This window comes from Micromonospora kangleipakensis (genome assembly GCF_004217615.1).
Classification (GTDB): domain Bacteria; phylum Actinomycetota; class Actinomycetes; order Mycobacteriales; family Micromonosporaceae; genus Micromonospora; species Micromonospora kangleipakensis.
The window spans coordinates 997124-1018911 of record NZ_SHLD01000001.1; the positions used below are offsets into that span (position 1 = coordinate 997124).

A 21788-nucleotide genomic window follows, 5' to 3' on the forward strand; every position below is an offset into this window, starting at 1 on the left:
TCAGGCCGTCGCGGTCAGCACCCGGACCGCCTCGCGGACGTCGTCGGTCAGGTGCACCGTCGCCGACAGGTCGCCGAAGTGCGAGGCGGCCAGCAGCGGTCGCAGCAGCGCCTCGATGGGCAGCTCCGTCGTCCAGTACGCCCGGTCGAGGAAGACGTACGCGCCGCTCGCCCCGTCGGTGCCGTAGTACGTCTTGGTGGCCGCCTGGAACACCTCCTGCACCGTGCCGGCCCGGCCGGGTGCGAAGACGATCCCGCCCCGGGCCAGCCGCAGGATGGTGTCCTCCCGGATCGCGTTGGAGAAGTACTTGGCGATCCGCCCGGCGAAGAGGTTCGCCGGCTCGTGCCCGTACAGCCAGGTGGGGATGGCCAGCCCGCCCGAGCGGGCCCACTCGGTGCCGGCCGGCGTGGGGCGCTGCGCGGGCAGCGTCGGCCCGGGCGCGTACCGCTGGCGTACCGCCAGGGCGGCGGCGGTGTACCGGTCGTGGTCGGTGAAGTCGGGGGCGGTGGCGAGCAGGTCGATCGCGGCGGTCAGCTCCTCCGCCGGCCGGGACGCGAGGAACGCGCCGAGGTTGGCCGCCTCCATCACGCCCGGACCGCCGCCGGTCACCACCAGCCGGTCGGCCCGGGCCAGCTCCCAGCCCAGCACCGCCGCCATCCGGTACGCGGCGCTGCCGCGCGGCACCGCGTGCCCGCCCATCACGCCCACCACGGACTGCGGCCCGTGCGCGGCCAGCCACGCCCGGGTGGCGTCGGCCAGGGCGTTGTCCACCCCGTGGTCGTGCAGCCGCTGGCCGAGCGCCTCGCGGACGTCCGGCAGGGCCCCACCATGGGCGCGGAAGTGCTCGTACACCCGGGTGTCGTACATCCCGGCGAAGCCACCCTCGGCGAAGCCGGCGGCCAGGTCGTCCGGGGTGTAGAGGTGGGACGGCTGGGTCGGGTAGGGCAGCCCGGAGAAGGGCGGCACCACGTTGGCGCCGCGCCGGACCAGGTCGGCACCGACCTCGCGGTCTGCGAACCGGCAGCCCACGAAGAGGGTGCCGGCGACCTCGGTGCCGGTCAGGTCGGGGACCGGGTCGAGGTCGAGCCGGAGGCCCTGCACGGTCACCCCGGCGAGGCTGCCGGTGGCCAGCCGCCGGTCGAAGTCGGCGCGGGTCTCGATCTCGTGGACGCTGGTGTCGTGCGGCTCGATGACGTCCGCGGGGGGTGGGGTCGGCACCAGGACATCCTGCCCGGAGCAGGCAAGCCGGCAAACCCGGCAGCACGGACAGGAGCCCGGCGGTCGGGCCGCCGGGCTCCTGCGTAACCGGGTCCTGGGGAGGCTCCGGACCAATAGTTGTAATGGAAAACATCGCTGCGTGGCATGGGCCGCGGGTACGTGCGCGGCGGGCCGCAGGCGTGACGAAACCCTCATCCGTTCGGCCGACCGGGTTCGCCGGACCCCCTCGCGCGCCCCCGGGCGAAGCGGGTTGAATGGGGCGATGCAGAACCTGTTGCCTGAGCCACCGGCCACCCTCCTGCCCGCGCACGAGGAGGCCGACGCCGCCCTGGCCGACGCCGCCGAGCAGGACACCGACGAGGCGTACGCCGAGGTGGCGGCCCGTTACCCGACCCACAGCGCGGCCTGGGCGGCGCTCGCCACTCGCGCGTTCGCCGCAGGTCAGGTCATTCCCGCGTACGCGTTCGCGCGCACCGGCTACCACCGCGGCCTGGACCAGCTCCGCCGCAGCGGCTGGAAGGGCCACGGTCCCGTGCCCTGGTCGCACAAGCCCAACCGGGGCTTCCTGCGCTGCCTCTACGTCCTCTCCCGGGCCGCCGGTGAGATCGGCGAGGCGGACGAGGCGGCCCGCTGCGCCCAGTTCCTCCGCGACTGCGACCCGGCCGCCGGGGACGCCCTGGCCAGCAACTGACCCGCGCCGACGGCCGGTCCGACACGTGGTCGGGCCGGCCGTCGTGCCTGTTCAGAGCCCTTCGGCGACCGCGGCGGCGATCTTCAACCAGGCGTCCCGGGTAGCTGAGGAGAGCTGCCCGTACCGGATCGGCTCCCCGGTGTCGATCAGCCGCTCGTACGGCGCGAGCAGCACGGCCCGGGTCCGGGCGGCGAAGTGCTCCTGGATCGCCGGCAGGTCGATCTCCTTGCGGGACGGCGGCATCGACACCACCGTCACCGCCTGCCGGACCAGCCGCTGCCGGCCGCTCTGCTCCAGGTGGTCGAGCATCCGGGCGGCGGTCTCCGCCGAGTCGTTCCGGGCCGACATGGTGACCACCAACTGGTCGGTGGCGTCCATCGCGGCCTGCCAGTTCTGCGCCCGGACGTTGTTCCCGGTGTCCACGAAGATCAGCTTGTAGAAGCGGCTGACCACCTCGCGGATCTCCGCGAACGCGGCCGCCGTCAGCATCTCCCCGCCGGTGGCCGACTCGTCCGAGGCGAGCACGTCGAACATCCCCTCGCCCTGCGAGCGGACGTACTGCGACAGGTCGCCGACCCGGCCGTGCGCGCCCTGGAACTGGCCCAGGTCGCGCAGCATGTCCCGGACCGTGCGGGAGTGGAAGTCCTGCTGGGCCCGCATCCCCAGGGTGCCCTGGGTCTCGTTGTTGTCCCAGGCCAGCACGTAGCCGCCGCGCTTCTGCCCGAATGTCATGGCGAGCAGCAGGATCGCCACGGTCTTCCCGGCGCCGCCCTTCGGGTTGACCACCGTCACCTGCCGCAGCCCGCCGAAGTTGCGACGGACCATCTCGATGTCGCGCTTGAGCTCCTGCTCGTGCCGTCCGGGCGCGAGCCGGACCAGCCCCATCCGGTTGACCACGGCCCGGACGCCCATGGTGGCCACCGGGTCCACCGGCCGGGCCTGCCGGCGGCGGGCGAAGTCCTCGGCGGTCGGGGTCGCGCCGGTCTCCGGCATCCAGGCCGGGTCCGCGTACGCCACGGGCGTCGCCTGCGGCGGGACCGGCTGCTGCGGCGGCGGGCCGGGCTGGTGCGGCCCAGTGCCGGCCTGCTGCGGCCAGGCCGGCGGGTACCAGCCGGGCGGGGCGGCCGGGGTCGGCCCGGGCGCCTGCGGCGGCGGGTACGCGGACGTGCCGGGATAGCCGGGCTGACCGTACGGCGGCGTTGGCGGGTACGTCGTGCCGTCGCCGTACGGCGGGACCGGTCCGGGTGCCGGCGGCTGCTGGTCGGGGCGGTGGCCTGGTACGCCCGGCGCGGGCGGGAACGGCCCGAGCCGGGGCGGGGCGGGCACCTCGTCGGGCTGTTCCTGGTGGGGCGCCGCGGCGGATGGAGGGGCGGCGCCGTCGGCCCCGGCGACCGGGGTCGGGGCCGCCTCCGCCGGGCCGATCCCGGTCGCGGGCGGCTCGGTCAGTGCGGTGGTCAGCCGCTGCGGCGGCTGGGCCCAGGGCGACTCGCCCGAATTCCGGGGCGCGGCCGTCGCCGGGCCGCCGTCGGTCGCCGGGTTCCCGGCGGCGTCGGCACCGGAGGTCGCCGGGATGCCGGGTCCGGTCGCCGTGGGCTGGTCGAGGGTGAACGGCAGGTCCAGGTCGACCGCCGGTGGCGTGCCGCGCGGCCCGGGCGTCCCGCCGTCGGGGACGGGCCCGGATTCGCCCAGGTCCGGTCGAGCGGCGGCCTGACCGGCGGGCTGCTGCGGCGCCCAGGCCGGGGCGGGTGGCCAGGCGCCCGCGCCGGGCGGCGCGGTCAACGCCCAGCCGGCGGGCGCGGATTCACCGGCGGGAGCCGGCGTGTTTCCGTTCGGCGGCGGCGGCGGGGTGGGCCGGGCGGGTGCGGCGGGCTGGGTCGGCACCGCCCACGGCTGGGCGGCCACCGGCTCGGTCGGGTCCAGCGGCCAGAGCGGTTCGATGTCCCGCTCGGGCACCGGCTGTTGGCCCGGCACGTGGGCCCGGTCGGCGTACTCGTGCACCACGGTTCCTCCCCATTCCTCCCGCCGAGGATAGGCCGTCCGGATTTCCCGGGGCCCGCCCACGGATCGACGGGGGGTCAGACCGTCCAGACCGCCCAGGCGCCCGGCTCGATCCACCAGGACCGCTTCCGGCTCAGCTCGCCCTCGACGCCGTCGTCGAGGAAGGGCACCTTCTCGTCGCGCGGGACGACCGCCACGGCGCGACCCCGGGCCCGGCGCACCTCCAGCCGTACCCGCTTCCGGCCCAACGCCGTCCGGGTCACCACGGGAACGGCCACCGCCACCTCGACCCGGCCGTCGGTCGGGTCCGGGTCGGCCAGCAGCGCCACGTCGTCGAGGCGCGCGTACCCGCCGGCGTTGCCGACCGCGCAGGCCATGATCGGCTCGTCGCCGTCGGAGAGGACGGCGTCGTCCACCTCGACCCGGGCCCGCCAGTGCAGCGGCCGGCCGGCGTCGTCGGCCGCGCCGAGCAGCGCGCCGTCCAGGGTCACCGAGCCGCCGTCGTTGCGGAGCAGGTCGAGCCGCCGGGCGCTGCCGTCCAGCACCGCCGCGGCCACCGCCGCCGGGTCGCGGGGCAGCCCGAGCTGCGCGGCCAGGTCGCGGTGCGTGCCGCTCCGGGCCGGATCCAACGGGAGTACGCCGACCGTCGGCAGGTCCGGCACGGTCCGGTTCGCGGGCAGGTCGGCGGGGCGGCGACTGGGCGGCGGGGCGTACCGCCGGACGAGCCGGCGCACGACGGCGCGCAACTGACCGTCACTGGCCGTGGCGACCACCAGGCGGGTCTTCGAATCCGGGTCCGGCCAGGTCAGGCCGTCGGAGCGCGGCGGGCCGTCGAGCCGGGCCAGCACCTCGTCGACCTCCGCGTCCGAGCGGGCGGTGACCATCTCCACCCGGGCCCCCCGGGCGGTCAGCGCGTCCGCGCAGGCCAGCACCGGTACGCGCGGCGTCTCGCAGCGCTCCTCGGTCTTCTCCCCGGCGGCCTCGTCGGCGCCACCGCAGCAGGCTCCACCGCTGCCGCAGCCCCCACCGGGAGCGTCCCGCTCCGAGCCGAGGGTGAGCAGCACCACGTCGTACACCGGCCGAGCCTCCTGCCTCTCGCCGCGACCCCTGCCAGCCGCGCCGTCACTACTTGTTAGCCTGACACCCCGGGCTCGCCAACCGGTCGCCACCTGGCACCCGAGCCTTCTGGAGGCGGAAAAGATGCCAGCGATCGTGCTCCTTGGCGCTCAGTGGGGCGACGAGGGCAAGGGCAAGGTTACCGACCTGCTTGGTGAGCGGGTCGACTACGTGGTGCGCTACTCCGGCGGTAACAACGCCGGCCACACGGTGATCACCCCGGACGGCCAGAAGTACGCGTTGCATCTCATGCCGTCGGGCGCGCTCTCGCCCAGCGCGATGATCATCATCGGCAACGGCGTGGTGGTCGACCCGAAGGTGCTGCTGCAGGAGATCGACGGCCTCGCCGAGCGGGGCGTGGACGTCTCCCGGCTGCGCATCTCCGGCGACGCGCACCTGATCATGCCGCACCACCGGGCGCTGGACCGGGTCGTCGAGCGCTACCTCGGCTCCGCCCGGATCGGCACCACCGGCCGCGGCATCGGCCCGGCATACGGCGACAAGGTCGCCCGGATGGGCATCCGGCTGCAGGACCTGCTCGACCCGGGCATCCTGCGCAAGAAGCTGGAGCTGGCGCTGCGCGAGAAGAACCAGCTGCTGTTCAAGGTCTACAACCGCAAGGCGATCGACGTCGACGCGACGATCGAGGAGTACCTCGGGTACGCCGAGCGGCTCAAGCCGTACATCGCGGAGACCCGGGTGATGCTCTGGGACGCGCTGGACCGCGGCGAGACCGTGCTGCTGGAGGGCGCCCAGGCCACCATGCTCGACATGGACCACGGCACGTACCCCTTCGTCACCTCGTCGAACCCGACGGCCGGCGGGGCGTGCGTGGGCGCCGGCATCCCGCCGACCGCGATCACCAGGGTCATCGCGGTCAGCAAGGCGTACACCACCCGGGTGGGCGCCGGCCCGTTCCCGACCGAACTCTTCGACGACAACGGCCAGCACCTGCGCAAGGTCGGCCACGAGTACGGCACCACCACCGGCCGGGAGCGCCGCTGCGGCTGGTTCGACGCCGTCGTCGCCCGGTACGCGTCCCGCCTCAACGGCGTCACCGACCTGGTGGTCACCAAGCTGGACGTGCTCACCGGCCTGCCCAAGGTGCCGATCTGCGTCGGGTACGAGATCAACGGTGAGCGCGTCGACGACATGCCGATGACCCAGACCGACTTCCACCACGCCACCCCGATCTACGAAGAGCTCGACGGCTGGTGGGAAGACATCACCAAGGCCCGCACCGAAGACGAACTCCCCGAAAACGCGAGACGCTACATCGCCCGAATCGAAGAACTAACCGGCACCCGCGTCAGCGTCATCGGCGTAGGCCCCGGCCGCGAAGAAAACGTGGTCCGCCACCCCCTCCTCCCCTGACCCCACCCGCGATCTCCGCGGTCTCCGCGGTCTCCGCGGTCTCCGCGGTCTCCGCGGTCTCCGCGGTCTCCGCGGTCTCCGCGGTCTCCGCGGTCTCCGCGGTCTCCGCGGTCTCCGCGGTCTCCGCGGTCTCCGCGGTCTCCGCGTTGATCATGAAGTTATTGGTGTGACACGCCGGTAGCGCCGGCAATAACTTCATGATCAACCGGACCCGGTTGTCCACAGGGTGCGGGTGGTTGTCCACAGGGGGTTTCGCCGGGGTTCGGTGGGGCGGATCGTCGACGGATGTGGATGCTCTCGCGATCGTGCGTCGGGTGGCCGCCACCCGCGACGGTGTGGTGACGTTGGCGCAGGCGCGCGCTGCCGGTTTCAGCGTGCACGACGTGCATCGGTTGTGCCGGGCCGGCCGCTGGCGGGCCCTCGCCCGGGGCGGTTACCTCGTCGACGCCGACCTCTATGACGGTGTTCCTCGGCGGGCACGCATCCGGGCCGCGGTGGCGTCGTTCGGTCCGGGCGCAGCCGTGGTGCTCGGCACGGCGGCCGAGCTGTACGGCATCGAGGGGCTGCGTCCGAGCGATTCGATCCACCTCTCGGTGCCCGGGCCGGCCGCGCGCCCGGCCCGGGCGGCCCACCCCGAAGTGGTGGTCCATCAGCTGGTGATCGCGCCGGTCCAGTTCGGGCGGGTGGCCGGCATCATGGCCACCGAGCCGCTGCGCACTGTCTCCGATCTCCTCCTTCGCGAGGATCGGTACACCGCGGTCTCCCTGCTTGATTCCGCGCTGAATCGAGGGCTGGTTTCCACCGCTGGACTGGAGCGGGTGCCGTCGCTGCTCAGAGGCCGACGAGGCGCGGTTGCCGCCCGGGGATATCTCGCGGAGGCGAACGGTCTCGCGCAGTCCCCGCTGGAGACGCGCACCCGGCTGCGCTGCGTCGACGGGAAGGTCCCACCGGACGCCCTGCAACTGGAGGTCCGCGACCACGACGGCTACCTGGTGGGCATCGGCGACATGGGCTGGCGTGTCGCGCGGATCATCGCCGAGGCCGACGGTCGCGCTCCGCACGGCAACCCCGCCGCCCTCTTCACCGACCGCCACCGCCAGAACCGCCTGCTCAACGCGGGCTGGACCGTCCTCCGCTTCACCTGGTCCGACACCCTCCGCCCCGACTACATCCCCTGGGTCGTCGGCCAAGCCATCGCCGCCGCCAGACCGCGTCGATCATGAAGCTGTTGCCCGTCGCCGTGGCGTTTCGGGACAACAACTTCATGATCAACGGGGGCGGGGGTGGGGTCAGTAGGATGCGGGGTCGTGCGGGTTCTTCTTGTGGGTGGTGGCGGGCGGGAGCATGCGCTCGCGCTCGGGTTGGCCGGGGATCCTTCCGTCGAGGCGCTGATCGCGGCGCCGGGTAATCCGGGGATCGCCGGGGTGGCGGAGCTGCGGGCGGTCGAGGCGACCGATCCGGCGGCCGTCGCGGGGCTCGCGGTCGAGGTCGGCGCCGACCTGGTGGTGATCGGACCGGAGGCGCCGCTGGTGGCCGGCGTCGCGGACGCGGTACGCGCCAAGGGCATCCCCGCGTTCGGCCCGTCGGCGGAGGCGGCCCGGCTGGAGGGCTCCAAGGCGTTCGCGAAGGACGTCATGCTCGCCGCCGGTGTGCCCACCGCCCGCGCCTTCACCTGCGCCGACGCCGAGAGCGCCGGCCGGGCGCTGGACGAGTTCGGCCCGCCGTACGTGGTGAAGAACGACGGCCTGGCCGCTGGCAAGGGCGTCGTCGTCACTGAGGACCGGTCCGTGGCGCTCCAGCACGCCGGGGAGTGCGGCCGGGTGGTGATCGAGGAGTACCTCGCCGGCCCCGAGGTCTCGCTCTTCGTGGTCACCGACGGCGAGGCGGCGCTGCCGCTGCTGCCCGCGCAGGACTTCAAGCGGGCCGGCGACGGCGACACCGGCCCGAACACCGGTGGCATGGGGGCGTACGCGCCGCTGCCCTGGGCGCCGCCCAGCCTGGTCGACGAGGTGATGCGCGACGTGGTGCACCCGACGCTGGCGGAGATGCGCCGCCGGGGCACGCCCTTCGCCGGGCTGCTCTACGTCGGGCTGGCGATCACCGCCGCCGGGCCGCGGGTGATCGAGTTCAACGCCCGGTTCGGCGACCCGGAGACCCAGGTCGTCCTGGCGCTGCTGGAGACGCCGCTCGCCGGGCTGCTGCACGCCGCCGCCACCGGCACGCTGGCCGCGCACCCGCCGTTGCGCTGGCGGGACGGCGGGGCGGTCACCGTGGTCGTGGCCGCCGACGGCTACCCGGCCGCGCCGCGTACCGGCGACGTGATCACCGGCGCGGACCGCCCGGGGGTCATCCACGCCGGCACCGCCCGCCGGGCCTCCGACGGCGCGTTGCTCTCCGCCGGCGGCCGGGTCCTCTCCGGTACGGCCACCGGCCCCGACCTGGCCGCCGCGCGGGAGGCCGCCTACGCCCTGGTACGCGGCATCGAGCTGGCCGGCTCGCACCACCGCACCGACATCGCCGCCGCCGCGGTGGCGGGCCGGATCACCCTGCCGCGCTGACCCCGCCGCGGCCCGCCGGGCCGGTCGGTTCCGCAGGTCGGGCCGGCCGGTCGGGCCGACGCGAAACCAACCGTTCGGCGGCCGTCCGTCGTTGACACCCCGTGTCACGATCGACCCTGCCGGTCGGGGGTGAGGCCTCGCCGGTGACGGGGAGGGGGTTCGCGGTGGCCGGGTTTCTGGATACGGCGCTCAGCTTCCCCACCGTGCTGTTCAGCTTCCTGCTGCTGGTGGTCGTCGGCTACTGGCTGCTGGTGCTGACGGGCGTGCTGGACCTCGGCGACGACCTCGACGTCGATGGCGCGCCGGGTGGTTTCCTGGCCGGCCTCGGGCTGGGCGGGCTGCCTGCCGCCATCGTGTTCTCCCTGCTCGTCGCGGTGGCCTGGTTCGTCAGCCTGGCCGGCACCGTGCTGCTCGACGGGCTCGGCCTCGGTGTCGGCGCCCGGGTCGCCCTGTCGATGGGGGTGCTGCTGGTGGGCCTGCTCGGCGCCTGGCTGGTGACCCGGCTGGTCGCCGTGCCGCTGAACCGCCTCTTCCCCTCCGGTACGGAGGCCAGCCGGCACGCCTTCGTCGGCAGCCTCTGCACCATCCGCACCGGACGGGTGACCGCCGACTTCGGGCAGGCGGAGGTGACGGCGGCGGACGGCTCCTCCGCGATCGTCCAGGTCCGCCAGCCCGGCGCCGAGCCACTGCGCGCCGGTAGCTCCGCGCTGATCTACGACTACGACGTCGAGGGCGAGTTCTTCTGGGTCATGCCCGCCGGCATCGCCTTCGACCCTGATCCTTCGCGTCACGCACCGATGTAACCGCCGTCGGTGACCCTCTCCCGCGACGGCGGGTCACCCCTCTCAGCCTCGACCGGCCGGTCACCCCGCCGCCGGTTCGTCCCACGCTGCCACCGCACCCTTATCGAAAGGAGGATGCGCGGCACCCACCGGTCCGCCCGCACCACCGGACCGGCACCGCGCGCTCAGCCATGGATGTCCTCACCACCGGGATCGGCGTACTGCTCGCCGTCCTCCTGCTCGTCGCCCTCGGCGTGGTCCTCCTGGTCAGCCGCCTGTTCCGCAAGGTGGAGCAGGGCAAGGCGTTGATCGTCTCCAAGGTCCGCCGGGTCGACGTCACGTTCACCGGGGCGGTCGTCCTGCCGGTGCTGCACAAGGCCGAGATCATGGACATCTCGGTGAAGACCATCGACATCGAGCGGACCGGCAACGAGGGTCTGATCTGTCGGGACAACATCCGGGCCGACATCCGGATCACCTTCTTCGTCCGGGTCAACAAGACCACCGAGGACGTCATCAAGGTGGCGCAGGCCATCGGCACCGCCCGGGCCAGCGACCGGGAGACCCTCCAGGAGCTCTTCAACGCCAAGTTCTCGGAGGCGCTGAAGACGGTCGGCAAGCAGCTCGACTTCGTCGATCTCTACACCAAGCGCGACGAGTTCCGCGACCAGATCATCCGGGTGATCGGCACCGACCTCAACGGCTACAGCCTGGAGGACGCGGCGATCGACTTTCTCGAGCAGACCCCGATGTCCCAGCTGGACGCCAAGAACATCCTGGACGCCCAGGGCATCCGGAAGATCACCGAGCTGACCGCGATCGAACACGTGCGGACCAACGAGTTCCAGCGCAGCGAGGAGAAGGAGATCACCCGGCAGAACGTCGACGCCCGGGAGGCGATCCTGGAGCTGGAGCGGCGGCAGGCGGACGCCGAGGCCAAGCAGCGGCGTGAGATCGAGACGGTGCGGGCCCGCGAGGAGGCCGAGATCACCCGGGTCCGGGCGGAGGAGCGGCTGCGGGCGGAGACGGCGAACATCCGTACCGACGAGCAGTTGGGCGTCCAGCACGAGAACCGGACCCGGGAGATCGCGGTCGCCGAGAAGAACCGGGAGCGGGTCATCGCGATCGAGACCGAGCGGATCGAGAAGGACCGGCTGCTCGAGGTCATCGGGCGGCAGCGGGAGACGGAGCTCAGCACGATCGCCAAGGACAAGGAGGTCGAGGCGGAGAAGCGGGCCATCGCCGAGGTCGTCCGGGAGCGGATCGCGGTCGACAAGACCGTCGCCGAGCAGGAGGAGAACATCAAGCGGCTGCGGGTGGTCGAGGAGGCCGAACGAACCCGTCAGGCGGTGGTCATCCAGGCCGAGGCCGAGGCGCAGGAGAACCTGGTCAAGGACATCAAGGCGGCGGAGGCCGCCGAGGCGGCGGCGAAGTTCAAGGCGCGTGAGGAGCTGGTCCTCGCCGAGGCCCGGCAGCAGGCCGCCGAGCTGGACACCCGGGCGAAGATCCGGCTGGCCGAGGGCCTCCAGGCCGAGGCGGCGGCCGTCGGCCTGGCCGAGGTGCAGGTCCGCGAGCGGGGCGCCGAGGCGATCGAGAAGGTCGGCCGCGCGGAGGTCGCCGTCGAGCGCGACAAGGCCCTGCTGGCCGCGGAGGCGGTGCGCGAGAAGCTGAAGGGCGAGGCCGAGGGCCTCACCGACAAGGCCGCGGCGATGGCCGCGCTGGACGACGCCACCCGCCAGCACGAGGAGTACCGGCTCCGGCTGGAGCTGGAGAAGGAGGTCCGGCTCGCCGGGCTGGACGCGCAGCGGCAGGTCGCCGAGGCGCAGGCGAGGCTGATCTCCACCGGCCTGGAGAAGGCGAACATCGACATCGTCGGCGGGGACAGCGTCTTCTTCGACCGGCTGCTCAGCTCGATCTCGTTCGGCAAGAGCGTGGACGGCTTCGTCGCGCACTCCGAGGTGGCCCGTGGGCTCACCCAGCCGTGGCTGGACGGCACCGCCAGCTTCACCGACGACCTGACCCGGATCCTCGGCTCGGTGAACACCGGTGACGTGCAGAACCTGACCCTCTCCGCCTTCCTGATGCAGCAGATGCGGGCCGGCGGCGCGGACAAGGGCAAGCTCCAGGAGTTGCTGAACGCCGCGCAGCGCCTCGGCGTGGCCGACACCCCGCTGGCTGCCCTGGCCGGTCCGCGGCAGCGCGCCGGTGAGTGAGCCGGTGCCCGGTTCGACCGGCGGGAACGCGGCCGGGCCGACCGGGGCGGACGCGGGCGGCCCGGCCGGGCTGGACGCGGGCAGCTACGAGGTGCTGCGGAACCGGCTCGTCGGGCAGGCCGGCGAGCTGGCCCGGCGGGCGGAGCGGCTGAACGCCCGCCGGCTGGAGGTCTTCGGCAGCACCGAGCTGCGCCTGCTCAGCACCGAGCGGATCCGTACCGGGAACAACTGCGTGCCCCGGGACATCGTGCCGGTCGGCGGGTTGATGCTCTTCGGCTACAACGTCTTCATCGGACTGAAGCCGGAGACGACGATCGACGACGTCTTCTCGCTGCACCGCTTCGAGCGGGAGCGCGGCGCCGCCGGCGACGGAGGCGGCGCCGACACGTTCCGGTTCGACCGGGCCGGCTCGGACGAGCTGCCCGGTCTGCTGCGTGACCCGGTTTTCCAGCGCGACTTCGCGGAGCTGTACCGCTACTACCGGCAGACCCGGCTGCTGCACCTTCGGCGGCTCGACGGGCGGTTGCTGGCGGTGTTCCAGACCGGCCCGCGGACCGACGACATCCGGGTGCTGCGCTGGCGGCTCGACGCCGACGGCGGCGTCGGGTACCTGGACAACCGGGGCGAGCGGGACCACGTCTTCCCGCCCTCGCACGACTTCGAGTGGATCGAGACGACCCGGGAGGACCACGTCCTCGGCCGGCACCCGCACATCTCCATCGCCGACGAGATCTTCGTGGAGACGGTCGGCGGGACGCTGACCGTCAAGCTGGAGAACAACACCGAGGTCGGCGAGGGCATCTACGACGAGCCGGTGGCCGAGCCGTTGCAGAGCCTGGCCGACGCCGACGTGAGCTGGGCCCGGGTCGGCCCGCTGATCCTGCTGCGGATGCGGCCGTACAAGGAGACCGAGTGGCGGCACCTGGTCTTCAACACGCTGACCCGGGAGGTGGTCCGGCTCGACGGCATCGGGCCGGCCTGCCAGCGGCTGCCCGAGGACCACGGCATCATCTTCCCGGGCGGCTACCACCTGGCCACCGGGGTCACCCGCACCTTCGACACCGACGTGTCCGGGCTGGAGTTCGAGCGGGTGGTCCGCTCCCCGAACGGGGAGGACGTCCTCTACGTCTTCCACGCCCGGGCCGACGGCCGCTCGCTGCTGCTGCCGTACAACGCCATCCGCAAGGAGGTGGCGGCGCCGATCCCGTGCCACGGCTTCTCCCTCTTCGACGACGGCACGCTGGTGGTGTTCCGGGCGACCTCCGAGGAGCCGACCCGGGTCCACCCGATGCAGATCTGGCAGACGCCGTACGTCTCCGACGCGTACGCGGCGGCCCAGCCGGCGGGCACCGGCCCGCTGGAGCGGATCGGCAACGCCGACCTGGTCCGGGGCATCTCCGACTGCCTGTCGGTGGCCCGGATGGTCGACGGCGCCGCGGCCACCACCGGGGTCTACGAGGCGCTGATCGCGGCCTGCGCCCGGATCGTCGACCACTACCACTGGCTCGGCGAGGCCGACCTCGGCGACCTGCTGGCGCCGCTGGCCGAGCTGCGGCGCACCGCCGTCGCGGTCCTCGACGAGTACGAGAAGGTCCGCGCCCTCAGCGAGCAGGCGCGGACCGCGCTGGACGAGAGCGCGGAGCGGATCGCCTCGCTGGCCCGGCGGGCCCGCGGCGAGGCGCCGCTCACCGCCGACGACTGGGTGCGGCAGCTCGCCGGGCTGCGCCAGGCGCGCGGCCACCTGGAGACCCTGCGGGAGCTGCGGTACGTCGACCACGGGCGGGTCGACGAGCTGGCGACGCGGCTGGACGAGGAGTTGACGGCCGCCGGCCGGCGGGCGGTGGACTTCCTGCGCCGGGACGACGCGTTCACCGGTTACCAGGCCGAGGTGGACCGGCTGGCCGGGCAGGGCGCCGCGATCGGCACGGTGGCCGAGGCCGGGGCGGTCCGGGACGAGCTGGCCGGGCGGGCCGAGGGCCTGCAGACCATCACCGACGTGGTGGGCGGGCTGGAGATCGCCGACGCGACCGTACGCACCGGGATCCTGACCCGGGTCGGTGCGGTGCTCGGCGCGGTCAACCGGGCCCGGGCGGTGCTCGACAACCGCCGCCGGGAGCTGCTGGAGGTGGAGGGCCGGGCCGGCTTCGCGGCCGAGTTCGCGCTGCTCGGGCAGGCGGTGACCGGGGCGCTGGCGGCGGCGGACACCGCCGAGCGCTGCGACGAGCAGCTCGGCCGGCTGCTGTTGCGGGTGGAGGACCTGGAGTCCCGGTTCGGGGAGTTCGACGACTTCCTCGCCGAGCTGGCGACCCGGCGGACCGAGATCTACGAGGCGTTCTCCTCCCGGAAGCAGTCGCTGCTCGACGAGCGGGCCCGGCGGGCCGACCGGCTCGTCTCGTCGGCGGAGCGCATCCTGGTCAGCGTGCGGCGCCGGATCGGCACGCTCGGCTCACTGGACGAGATCAACACCTACTTCGCGGCGGACCCGATGGTGGGCAAGCTGCGCGCGGTCGTCGACGAGCTGCGTACCCTCGGCGACCCGGTCCGGGCCGAGGAGCTGGACGGCCGGATCCGGGCCGCGCGCCAGGAGGCCGGTCGCGGCCTGCGCGACCGCCTGGACCTGTATACCGACGGCGGCGAGACGATCCGGTTGGGCCGGCACCGGTTCGCGGTGAACACCCAGCCGGTCGACGTCACCGTGGTGCCGCACGACGGCGGGCTGGCGGTGGCGGTGACCGGCACCGACTACCGCGCCCCGGTCCGGGACGAGGAGTTCGCCCGGACCCGCCGGTTCTGGGACCAGCTGCTGGTCTCCGAGTCGCCGGAGGTGTACCGCGCGGAGTACCTGGCCACGTCGATCCTGACCGCCGCCGAGGCGGGCCGGGAGCGGCTGACCCTGGACGGGCTGCGGGCGGCGGCGGCCGACGCCGGTGAGCTGCGCGAGCTGGTCCGCCGGTTCGCCGAGGCCCGCTACGACGAGGGCTACGAGCGGGGCGTACACGACCACGATGCCACGGAGCTGCTGCGGGCGTTGCTGCGCCTGCATGCCGGGGCGGGCCTGCTCCGCTACCCGCCGGCCGCCCGGGCGGCCGCGCAGCTCTTCTGGCGGTTCGGCGCGGCCGAGCCGGCCCGGGCCGGCTGGACCGCCAGGGCCACCTCGCTGGCCCGGGCCCGGGACCGCTTCGGCCGCCCCGACCGGGGCGCCGCGTCGGACGGCGACCGGGTCGAGGCGGGGGACGCGATCGACCGGCTGCACGCCGAGCTGGCCGCCGAGGTGGGCCGCTTCCTGGCCGACGCCGGGCTGACCGGGCCGGCCGCGGCGGCCGCCCTGGCCGGGGAGTACCTGTTCGAGGAGCTGTCCCGACCACCGGCGGGCTTCGTCACCGGCGCCGGGGCGCGGGCCATGCTGGACCGGTTCCGCCGCGCCCTCGGCGGCCCGCAGTCCCGCTCAGCCCGGGAGTTCGACGCCGACCTGCGGGCCCTCGACGGCGACCTGACCGGCCGCCACCAGCTGGTCGAGGCGTGGCTGACGGCGTTCCTCGCCACCGACGACGGCACGCTCTCCGGGTACGACCTGCCGGAGGCGGTCGCGGTGGAGCTGTGCGGCGCCGACCTGCCGCGCCACGAGGCGGCGGCGAAGATGTCGGAGACCGTCGGCGGGCTGCTCGGCGCGCATCCCCGGATCGCCGGGTCGGCGCTCACCCTGCGACTGGACGAGACGCTGGCCCGGACCCGCCGGTTCCGCACCGAGCTGGTGCCCGCGTACCGGGACTACCAGCGCCGGCGCAACGCGCTGGTCGCCGCCGAGCGGGACCGGCTGCGGCTGGAGGAGTACCGGCCGCGGGTGATGAGCGCGTTCGTCCGCAACCGGCTGCTCGACGAGGTCTACCTGCCGCTGATCGGCGACAACCTGGCCCGTCAGCTCGGCGCGACCGGCGACGCCAAGCGGGTCGACCAGTCCGGCCTGCTGCTGTTGATCTCCCCGCCCGGCTACGGGAAGACCACCCTGATGGAGTACGTGGCCAGCCGGCTGGGCCTGGTCTTCGTCAAGGTCAACGGGCCGGCCCTGGGCTCGGGGGTCACCTCGCTCGACCCGGCGGACGCGCCCGACGCGACCGCCCGGCAGGAGGTGGAGAAGATCTCCTTCGCCCTGGAGCTGGGCAACAACGTCCTGCTCTATCTCGACGACATCCAGCACACCTCGCCGGAGCTGCTGCAGAAGTTCATCTCGCTCTGCGACGGGCAGCGCCGGATGGAGGGCGTCTGGGAGGGCCGGACCCGCACCTACGACCTGCGGGGCAAGCGGTTCGCGGTGTGCATGGCGGGCAACCCGTACACCGAGTCGGGGCAGCGGTTCCGGGTGCCGGACATGCTGGCCAACCGGGCCGACGTGTGGAACCTCGGGGACGTGCTCTCCGGCCGGGAGGAGGTCTTCGCGCTCAGCTACATCGAGAACGCGCTCACCTCGAACGCGGTGCTGGCGCCGCTCTCCGGCCGCGACCGCGGCGACGTCGAGCTGCTGGTCCGGATGGCGCGGGGCGACGAGTCGGTCCGGGCCGACCAGCTCTCCCACCCGTACTCGCCCGTGGAGCTGGAGCAGATCGTCTCGGTGCTGCGCAAGCTGCTGCGGCTGCAGCAGGTCGTGCTCGCCAACAACCAGGCGTACATCGCCTCGGCGGCGCAGTCCGACGCGTCCCGCACCGAGCCGCCCTTCCAGCTGCAGGGGTCGTACCGGAACATGAACAAGCTGGCCGAACGGATCGTCCCGGTGCTCAGCGACGAGGAGCTGGAGGCGGTCATCGACGACCACTACCTCGGCGAGGCGCAGACCCTCGCCTCGGGTGCCGAGGCGAACCTGCTGAAGCTGGCCGAGCTGCGTGGCCGGCTCACGGCCGAGCAGGCCCGGCGGTGGGCCGAGGTGAAGGCCGGCTACCTGCGGGCCCGCGCGCTCGGCGGCGCCTCCGACGACCCGGTGGACCGGGCGGTGGGCGCGCTCGGCCTGCTCGCCGACCGGGTCGGCGGGGTGGCGGCGGCGATCGGCCGCGCCGCCGACCGGGCCTGACGCCGGCGGCGGGGCGGCTTCCGGTACGCCGGGCCGCCCCGCCGCCGACCCGTCAGCCCTGGGCCCCCACCGCCGGACCCGCCGGGCCCGTCGACGCGCCGGACCGTCCGGTCATCCGGTCCAGCAGGTTGGCGGTGGCCCGCTCGATCCGCTCGTCCCGGTGCCCCGGGCGGTTGAGAGCCATCGTCCAGCAGAGCGTGCCGGCGGCGAAGACGATTGCGCCCTGCGGTGTCTCGTACAGGTGGGTGTTCTGCACCTGCTGCCCGCCCTCTCGCGTCCGGTACGGCGAGGCGCTGAGCAGGGTGGCGGTGGCGGCGGGCCGCGGCCCTTTCGGGTTGAGGCCGTCCGCCTCGCCGCCGACCACCCCGGGGATCCGGTCGCCGTCGGCCAGCCCGGTGCCGGCCCAGAACCAGTGGTCCGCGCCCTGCACCACCAGCGGCTGCGGGTCGCCGACGATGCCGTTGTACTGCACGCCGACGAGCGCCTGTTCGGGCTGCCCGAGGCTGCGCCACTTGACCGTCGGGCCAGCGGCGTCCTGGCCCGGGTCGGGGTTGGTCTTGGCGCAGGCGACCACCCGTTCGGGGCGGCCGTCGGCGGTGGGGCGGACCCGGATGTGCCAGTAGACGCTGTTGGCGCCGAGGAAGGCGAGGCTGTGACCGGCGGCCACCGCCCGCCCCGCGGCCCGGCGCATCTGCACCGACCAGTACTCGTCGTGCCCCGCGAAGACGATGCCCCGGTGCCGGATCGGGTCGAGCCGCCCGGAGTGCAGGTCGAAGCTCGTCGCGTAGCTGACGTCGTAGCCGTTGCGCTCCAGCCACTGGATGGCGTCGTGGTCGCGGGTGAGCTGGATGGCGATGCCGTCGTCCGCGTACGGGCGGTCGAAGGAGACCTCGCGCGCGCGGACCGCCGGATCCCGGCGGCCGGTCGCCGCGAAGCCGTTGTAGAGGCTCTTGCCCGTCCGCCCGTCCAGTGGCCACTGGTTGTACGCCTGCCAGGTGGTGACCGGCAGGACCACGCAGAGCGCGGCGGCCCGCCGGTCGTCCCGGACCACGAACGGGGTGCAGGCGCGCCAGCCGTCCGCCGAGGTGAAGACCGCCTGGTAGAGGCCGGAGGCCCAGTCGTCCGGCACCCGGAGCGTCCAGGAGACCGGCCAGCGGCAGGCGATGGCCCCGGTCGCCGGGTCGGCCGGCGGCACCGGCTGCGGCACGCCGTCGAACTCCGGGCTGGTCAGCACCGTGCGGGCGCCCGCGCCGTCGTACCAGCCGAGCCGGTGGATCGAGATCCGGTACCGGCCGGCCGGGTTGACCGCGACGTGGAAGTCGATCGACTCGCCGGGGGCGACGCTGGTGGCCGAGGCGTACCCCTGGATCTGGCGGTGCCGGTCGTCCGCGGCCCGGGGGCCGTCCTCCGGCCACCAGGGCGTGCCGGCCGCGCGGTTCTCCACCTCGACCGGGGGCGGCTGCCGGCGGACCAGCATTCCGCCGCGGCGGCGGCCGAGAAACGGTTGGATGCTGCCGAGCGCCGCGGCGGAGACGCCGCCGGCGAGGAGACCGAGTGCCCAGCGCCGGCGGAGATGGACCATCGAGCAGCTCCTGGAACGAGTGAGCAGGGACCTGCCGGGACCGGCGGCGGATGAGAAGGTACCACCGGCCGCCGGACGTGTGGCTCCCTCGTATCCGCCGCCTCAGCCGTAGTAGCGGCGGAGCTCGCGGCTGAGCACCTTGCCGGTGGCGTTGCGCGGCAGGTACTTCACGAAGATGACGTCCCGGGGCACGGAGAAGCGGGCCAGGTAGTGCCGGACGTACTCGCGGACCGCCTCCGGGTCGAGCGTCTCGCCGGGGTGCAGGGCGAGGAACGCGGCGAGGCGCTGGCCGTACTCGGGGTCGGGCACCCCGATCACGGCGGCCTCGCGGACCTGCGGCAGTTGGGCGAGCAGGTCCTCCACCTCGGAGGGGAAGACGTTCTCGCCCCCGGAGACGATCATGTCGTCGGCCCGGCCGTCGACGAAGAGCAGACCCTCGGCGTTGAGCCGGCCCAGGTCGCCGGTGTCCAGCAGGCCGTCGTGGGTCTCCCGGCGGGCCCCCGAGGTGTACCCCTCGAAGAGCATCTCGTTGCCCACGAAGATCCGCCCGACCCGCCCGTCCCGGACCGGCTCGCCGGCCTCGTCCAGGATCTCCAGGCGGGTGCCGTGCGGCGGGCGGCCGGCGGTGGTCGGGGCCTCGCGCAGGTCGGCCGGGCCGGCGATGGACGCCCAGGAGACCTCGGTCGAGCCGTACAGGTTGTAGAGGACATCCCCGTAGACGTCCATGAACCTCGGTGCCAGCCCGCCGGGCAGGGCCGATCCGCTGACCGCGACCACCTTCAGCGGCGGTCGGGGGCTCGGCGGCGGCACCTCCAGCAGCCGTTGCACCATCACCGGCACGGCGAAGAGCGCGTCGCACGGCTGGGCGGCCAGCGCGGCCAGCGTGGCGGCCGGGTCGAAGCGGCGGTGCAGCACGATGGTGGAGCGCAGGGCGAAGGCCACCTGCAGGGCCGCGTACCCCCAGGTGTGGAAGAGCGGCGCGGCGATCAGCACGGTGTCGCGGGCGTGCAGCGGGATCCGGTCGATGATGGAGACCAGCGGGCCGAAGCCGTGCGGGGTGGGCCGCCGGGCGCCCTTGGGCGTTCCGGTGGTGCCGGAGGTGAGCACGATGGTCCGGCCGTCCCGCTCGGGCGGCTGGAGCTGGTCACCGGGGAGGGCGCCGGCGATCAGCTCCTCCTGGCCGCGCTCGTCGACCCGCTGCACGTCGGCGGGGAGGCCGAGGACCCGCTCGGCGAACTCGGCGTCGTGCACCAGCACCCGCAGCGACTGTTCCTCGGCGACGGTGGTCAGCTGCGCGGCGGAGAGCCCGGTGTTGACCAGGACGGCGTCCGCGCCGAGCAGCTTCGCCGCGACGACCGCCTCGATCAGCCCGTGGTGGTTGCGGCAGAGCACCCCGATCCGGTCCCCGGGCTGGACGCCGAGGCCGGCGCGCATGGACCGGGCCAGCCGTTCGGCCCGGTCCAGCAGCTCCTGGTAGGTCAGCTCGACGCCCTGCTCGTCCACGACGGCAGTCCGGCCGGGGTCGCGGGCGGCGGCCTGGCGCAGCTCGCCGGCGAGGCTCCAGCCCCACTTGCGCAGCGCGCCGAGCTGGGAGGCGACCCGGATGGGACGGCCGGGGGTGAGTAGCCCGCGCCGGGTCAGCGTGGCGACGATGAACGGCAGGTCCAAGCCGCAACCCTCCTTAATGGAGCACGGAAGGGCCCCGGAGGAGCCCTGCCACGCCGAGCGTGTCCTCTCGATCATGCACCCGCGGCGGCGGGGAGCCCAGCCGGCGTTCGCCCTGCCCACCCGTCGGACACCGTGGGTCGTCCGGGCCGGAACGGAAGGTGAGGACGGGATCACCCGCGTCGCCGGCCGGCGACGCCCGGTCACCTTCGGACGGGGGTGCCCGCCGCGGCGACGCCGCCCGGCACGGCGGCGTCGCCACGGGTCGGGCGCGCGCTGGCGGCCGGGTCGGACCGTGGTCCGGACCCGGCCGCGGTCAGCGGATCTGCACCCCGGAGATCGCGCGGGAGATGACCAGCCGCTGGATCTCGGAGGTGCCTTCGAAGATGGTGTAGATCTTGGCGTCCCGGTACCAGCGTTCGACCGGGTGGTCGCGGAGGAAGCCGGCGCCGCCGAGCAGCTGGACCGCCTTCTCGGTGACCGACACCGCCACCTCGCCGGCCTTCAGCTTGGACATCGAGCCCTCGCCCGCGGTGAACGGCCGGTTGTTGCGCCCCATCCAGGAGGCCCGCCAGACCAGCAGCCGGGCCGCGTCGATCTCCATCTTCATGTCGGCCAGCGCGAACGCGACCGCCTGGTTCTCGATGATCGGCCGTCCGAACTGGACCCGGTCCTTGGCGTAGTCGAGGGCGTACTCGTACGCCGCCCGGGCCACCCCGAGGGCCTGCGCGCCGACCGTGGGCCGGGACAGCTCGAACGTCCGCATCGCGGCCTGGCCGGAGGCGCGCTGGCCGGAGCGGGCCCGGTCGAGCCGTTCCAGCAGGGCGTCCCGGCCGCCGAGGAGGCAGTGCCCGGGCACCCGTACGTCGTCGAGGAAGACGTCGGCCGTGTGCGACGCGCGCAACCCCAGCTTGCGCAGCTTGCGGGTGGCGTTGAGCCCCGCCGTGCCCGGCGGTACGACGAACGCGGCCTGGCCGCGGGAGCCGAGCGACGGGTCGACGGAGGCGGTGACCACGTGCACCCCGGCGATCCCGCCGTTGGTGGCATACGCCTTCTGCCCGCGCAGCACCCACTCGTCGGTGGCCTCGTCGTAGACCGCCCGGGTGCGCATCGACCCGACGTCCGAGCCGGCCTCCGGTTCGCTGGTGCAGAACGCGGCGACGGCCGGGGAGTCGACGTCGCCGAAGCACTGCGGCACCCACTCGACGAGTTGGTCCGGGGTGCCCGCGCCGTAGATGGCGGCGACGGCGAGGCCGGTGCCGAAGATGCTGAGCCCGATGCCGGCGTCGCCCCAGAAGAGCTCCTCGCTGGCGATCGGCAGGGACAGGCCGGTGGGGTCGGCCCAGCAGGTGGCGAGGAACTCGAAGCCGTACAGGCCGACCTTCGCCGCCTCCTGGATGACCGGCCAGGGGGTCTCCTCCCGGGCGTCCCACTCGGCCGCGGCCGGGCGCACGACCTCGGCGGCGAAGCCGTGCACCCAGTCGCGCAGATCCCGCTGTTCCTCGTTCAGGTCGAGCGAGAACTCGGCCACG

Annotated in this window: 13 protein-coding genes; 7 read left to right on the forward strand and 6 right to left on the reverse strand. The window is 74.1% G+C overall.

Annotated features, from left to right (window positions below; all coding sequences use genetic code 11):
• Positions 1-1218, reverse strand: coding sequence for an LOG family protein (locus EV384_RS04835; protein ID WP_130330508.1), 1218 nt, complete (start codon positions 1216-1218; stop codon positions 1-3).
• 262 nt (positions 1219-1480) lie between these two features.
• On the opposite strand from EV384_RS04835, the gene EV384_RS04840 reads away from it, so the two are divergent.
• Entirely contained in the window at positions 1481-1909 is a 429-nt protein-coding gene (locus EV384_RS04840; protein ID WP_130330510.1) for a DUF3151 domain-containing protein, read from the forward strand.
• A gap of 51 nt (positions 1910-1960) precedes the next feature.
• Here EV384_RS04840 and EV384_RS04845 read toward each other — a convergent pair whose 3' ends face one another.
• Both EV384_RS04845 and EV384_RS04850 read right to left on the reverse strand, forming a co-directional pair.
• Positions 1961-3910: a chromosome partitioning protein gene (locus EV384_RS04845; RefSeq protein ID WP_130330512.1), complete on the reverse strand. Its 1950-nt coding sequence runs from the start codon at positions 3908-3910 to the stop codon at positions 1961-1963.
• 74 nt (positions 3911-3984) lie between these two features.
• Positions 3985-4983, reverse strand: a complete 999-nt coding sequence (locus tag EV384_RS04850; RefSeq protein ID WP_130330514.1) for a diacylglycerol kinase family protein — start codon at positions 4981-4983, stop codon at positions 3985-3987.
• Between the two features lie 124 nt (positions 4984-5107).
• Between EV384_RS04850 and EV384_RS04855 the strand changes: the two genes are divergently transcribed.
• The 6 genes from EV384_RS04855 (at position 5108) to EV384_RS04885 (ending at position 17009) form a co-directional block, all read left to right on the forward strand.
• Positions 5108-6397 carry an adenylosuccinate synthase gene (locus EV384_RS04855; protein ID WP_130330516.1) on the forward strand — a complete coding sequence of 430 codons (1290 nt, stop codon included), beginning with the start codon at positions 5108-5110 and terminating at the stop codon, positions 6395-6397.
• Positions 6398-6711: 314 nt separating this feature from the next.
• Positions 6712-7620: a type IV toxin-antitoxin system AbiEi family antitoxin domain-containing protein gene (locus EV384_RS04865; protein WP_242623943.1), complete on the forward strand. Its 909-nt coding sequence runs from the start codon at positions 6712-6714 to the stop codon at positions 7618-7620.
• An 84-nt stretch (positions 7621-7704) separates the two neighbouring features.
• The gene (gene purD / locus EV384_RS04870; RefSeq protein ID WP_130330520.1) at positions 7705-8955 is read left to right on the forward strand and encodes a phosphoribosylamine--glycine ligase; all 1251 of its coding nucleotides are present in this window, start codon (positions 7705-7707) and stop codon (positions 8953-8955) included.
• A gap of 164 nt (positions 8956-9119) precedes the next feature.
• A complete protein-coding gene (locus EV384_RS04875; RefSeq protein ID WP_130330522.1) occupies positions 9120-9758 on the forward strand; it encodes a hypothetical protein in 639 nt (212 codons plus the stop codon).
• Positions 9759-9928: 170 nt separating this feature from the next.
• Positions 9929-11950: a flotillin family protein gene (locus tag EV384_RS04880; RefSeq protein ID WP_130330524.1), complete on the forward strand. Its 2022-nt coding sequence runs from the start codon at positions 9929-9931 to the stop codon at positions 11948-11950.
• A complete protein-coding gene (locus tag EV384_RS04885; RefSeq protein ID WP_242623944.1) occupies positions 11943-17009 on the forward strand; it encodes a DNA repair ATPase in 5067 nt (1688 codons plus the stop codon). Before EV384_RS04880 ends, EV384_RS04885 begins: the two co-directional genes overlap by 8 nt.
• A gap of 52 nt (positions 17010-17061) precedes the next feature.
• On the opposite strand, the gene EV384_RS04890 is transcribed toward EV384_RS04885, so the two are convergent.
• The 3 genes from EV384_RS04890 to EV384_RS04900 all read right to left on the reverse strand — a co-directional run bounded on the left by EV384_RS04890 (position 17062) and on the right by EV384_RS04900 (position 21787).
• Positions 17062-18591, reverse strand: a complete 1530-nt coding sequence (locus EV384_RS04890; RefSeq protein ID WP_130330526.1) for a N,N-dimethylformamidase beta subunit family domain-containing protein — start codon at positions 18589-18591, stop codon at positions 17062-17064.
• A gap of 102 nt (positions 18592-18693) precedes the next feature.
• Positions 18694-20259 carry an AMP-binding protein gene (locus EV384_RS04895; RefSeq protein ID WP_130330528.1) on the reverse strand — a complete coding sequence of 522 codons (1566 nt, stop codon included), beginning with the start codon at positions 20257-20259 and terminating at the stop codon, positions 18694-18696.
• A gap of 313 nt (positions 20260-20572) precedes the next feature.
• Positions 20573-21787, reverse strand: coding sequence for an acyl-CoA dehydrogenase family protein (locus tag EV384_RS04900; protein WP_130330530.1), 1215 nt, complete (start codon positions 21785-21787; stop codon positions 20573-20575).
• Position 21788 lies beyond the last annotated feature (1 nt).

Coding starts and splice junctions, on each gene's coding strand:
- EV384_RS04880 (WP_130330524.1), top strand. CDS start 9,929: ATGGATGTCCTCACCACCGGGATCGGCGTACTGCTCGCCGTCCTCCTG.
- EV384_RS04855 (WP_130330516.1), top strand. CDS start 5,108: ATGCCAGCGATCGTGCTCCTTGGCGCTCAGTGGGGCGACGAGGGCAAG.
- EV384_RS04890 (WP_130330526.1), bottom strand. CDS start 18,591: ATGGTCCATCTCCGCCGGCGCTGGGCACTCGGTCTCCTCGCCGGCGGC.
- EV384_RS04840 (WP_130330510.1), top strand. CDS start 1,481: ATGCAGAACCTGTTGCCTGAGCCACCGGCCACCCTCCTGCCCGCGCAC.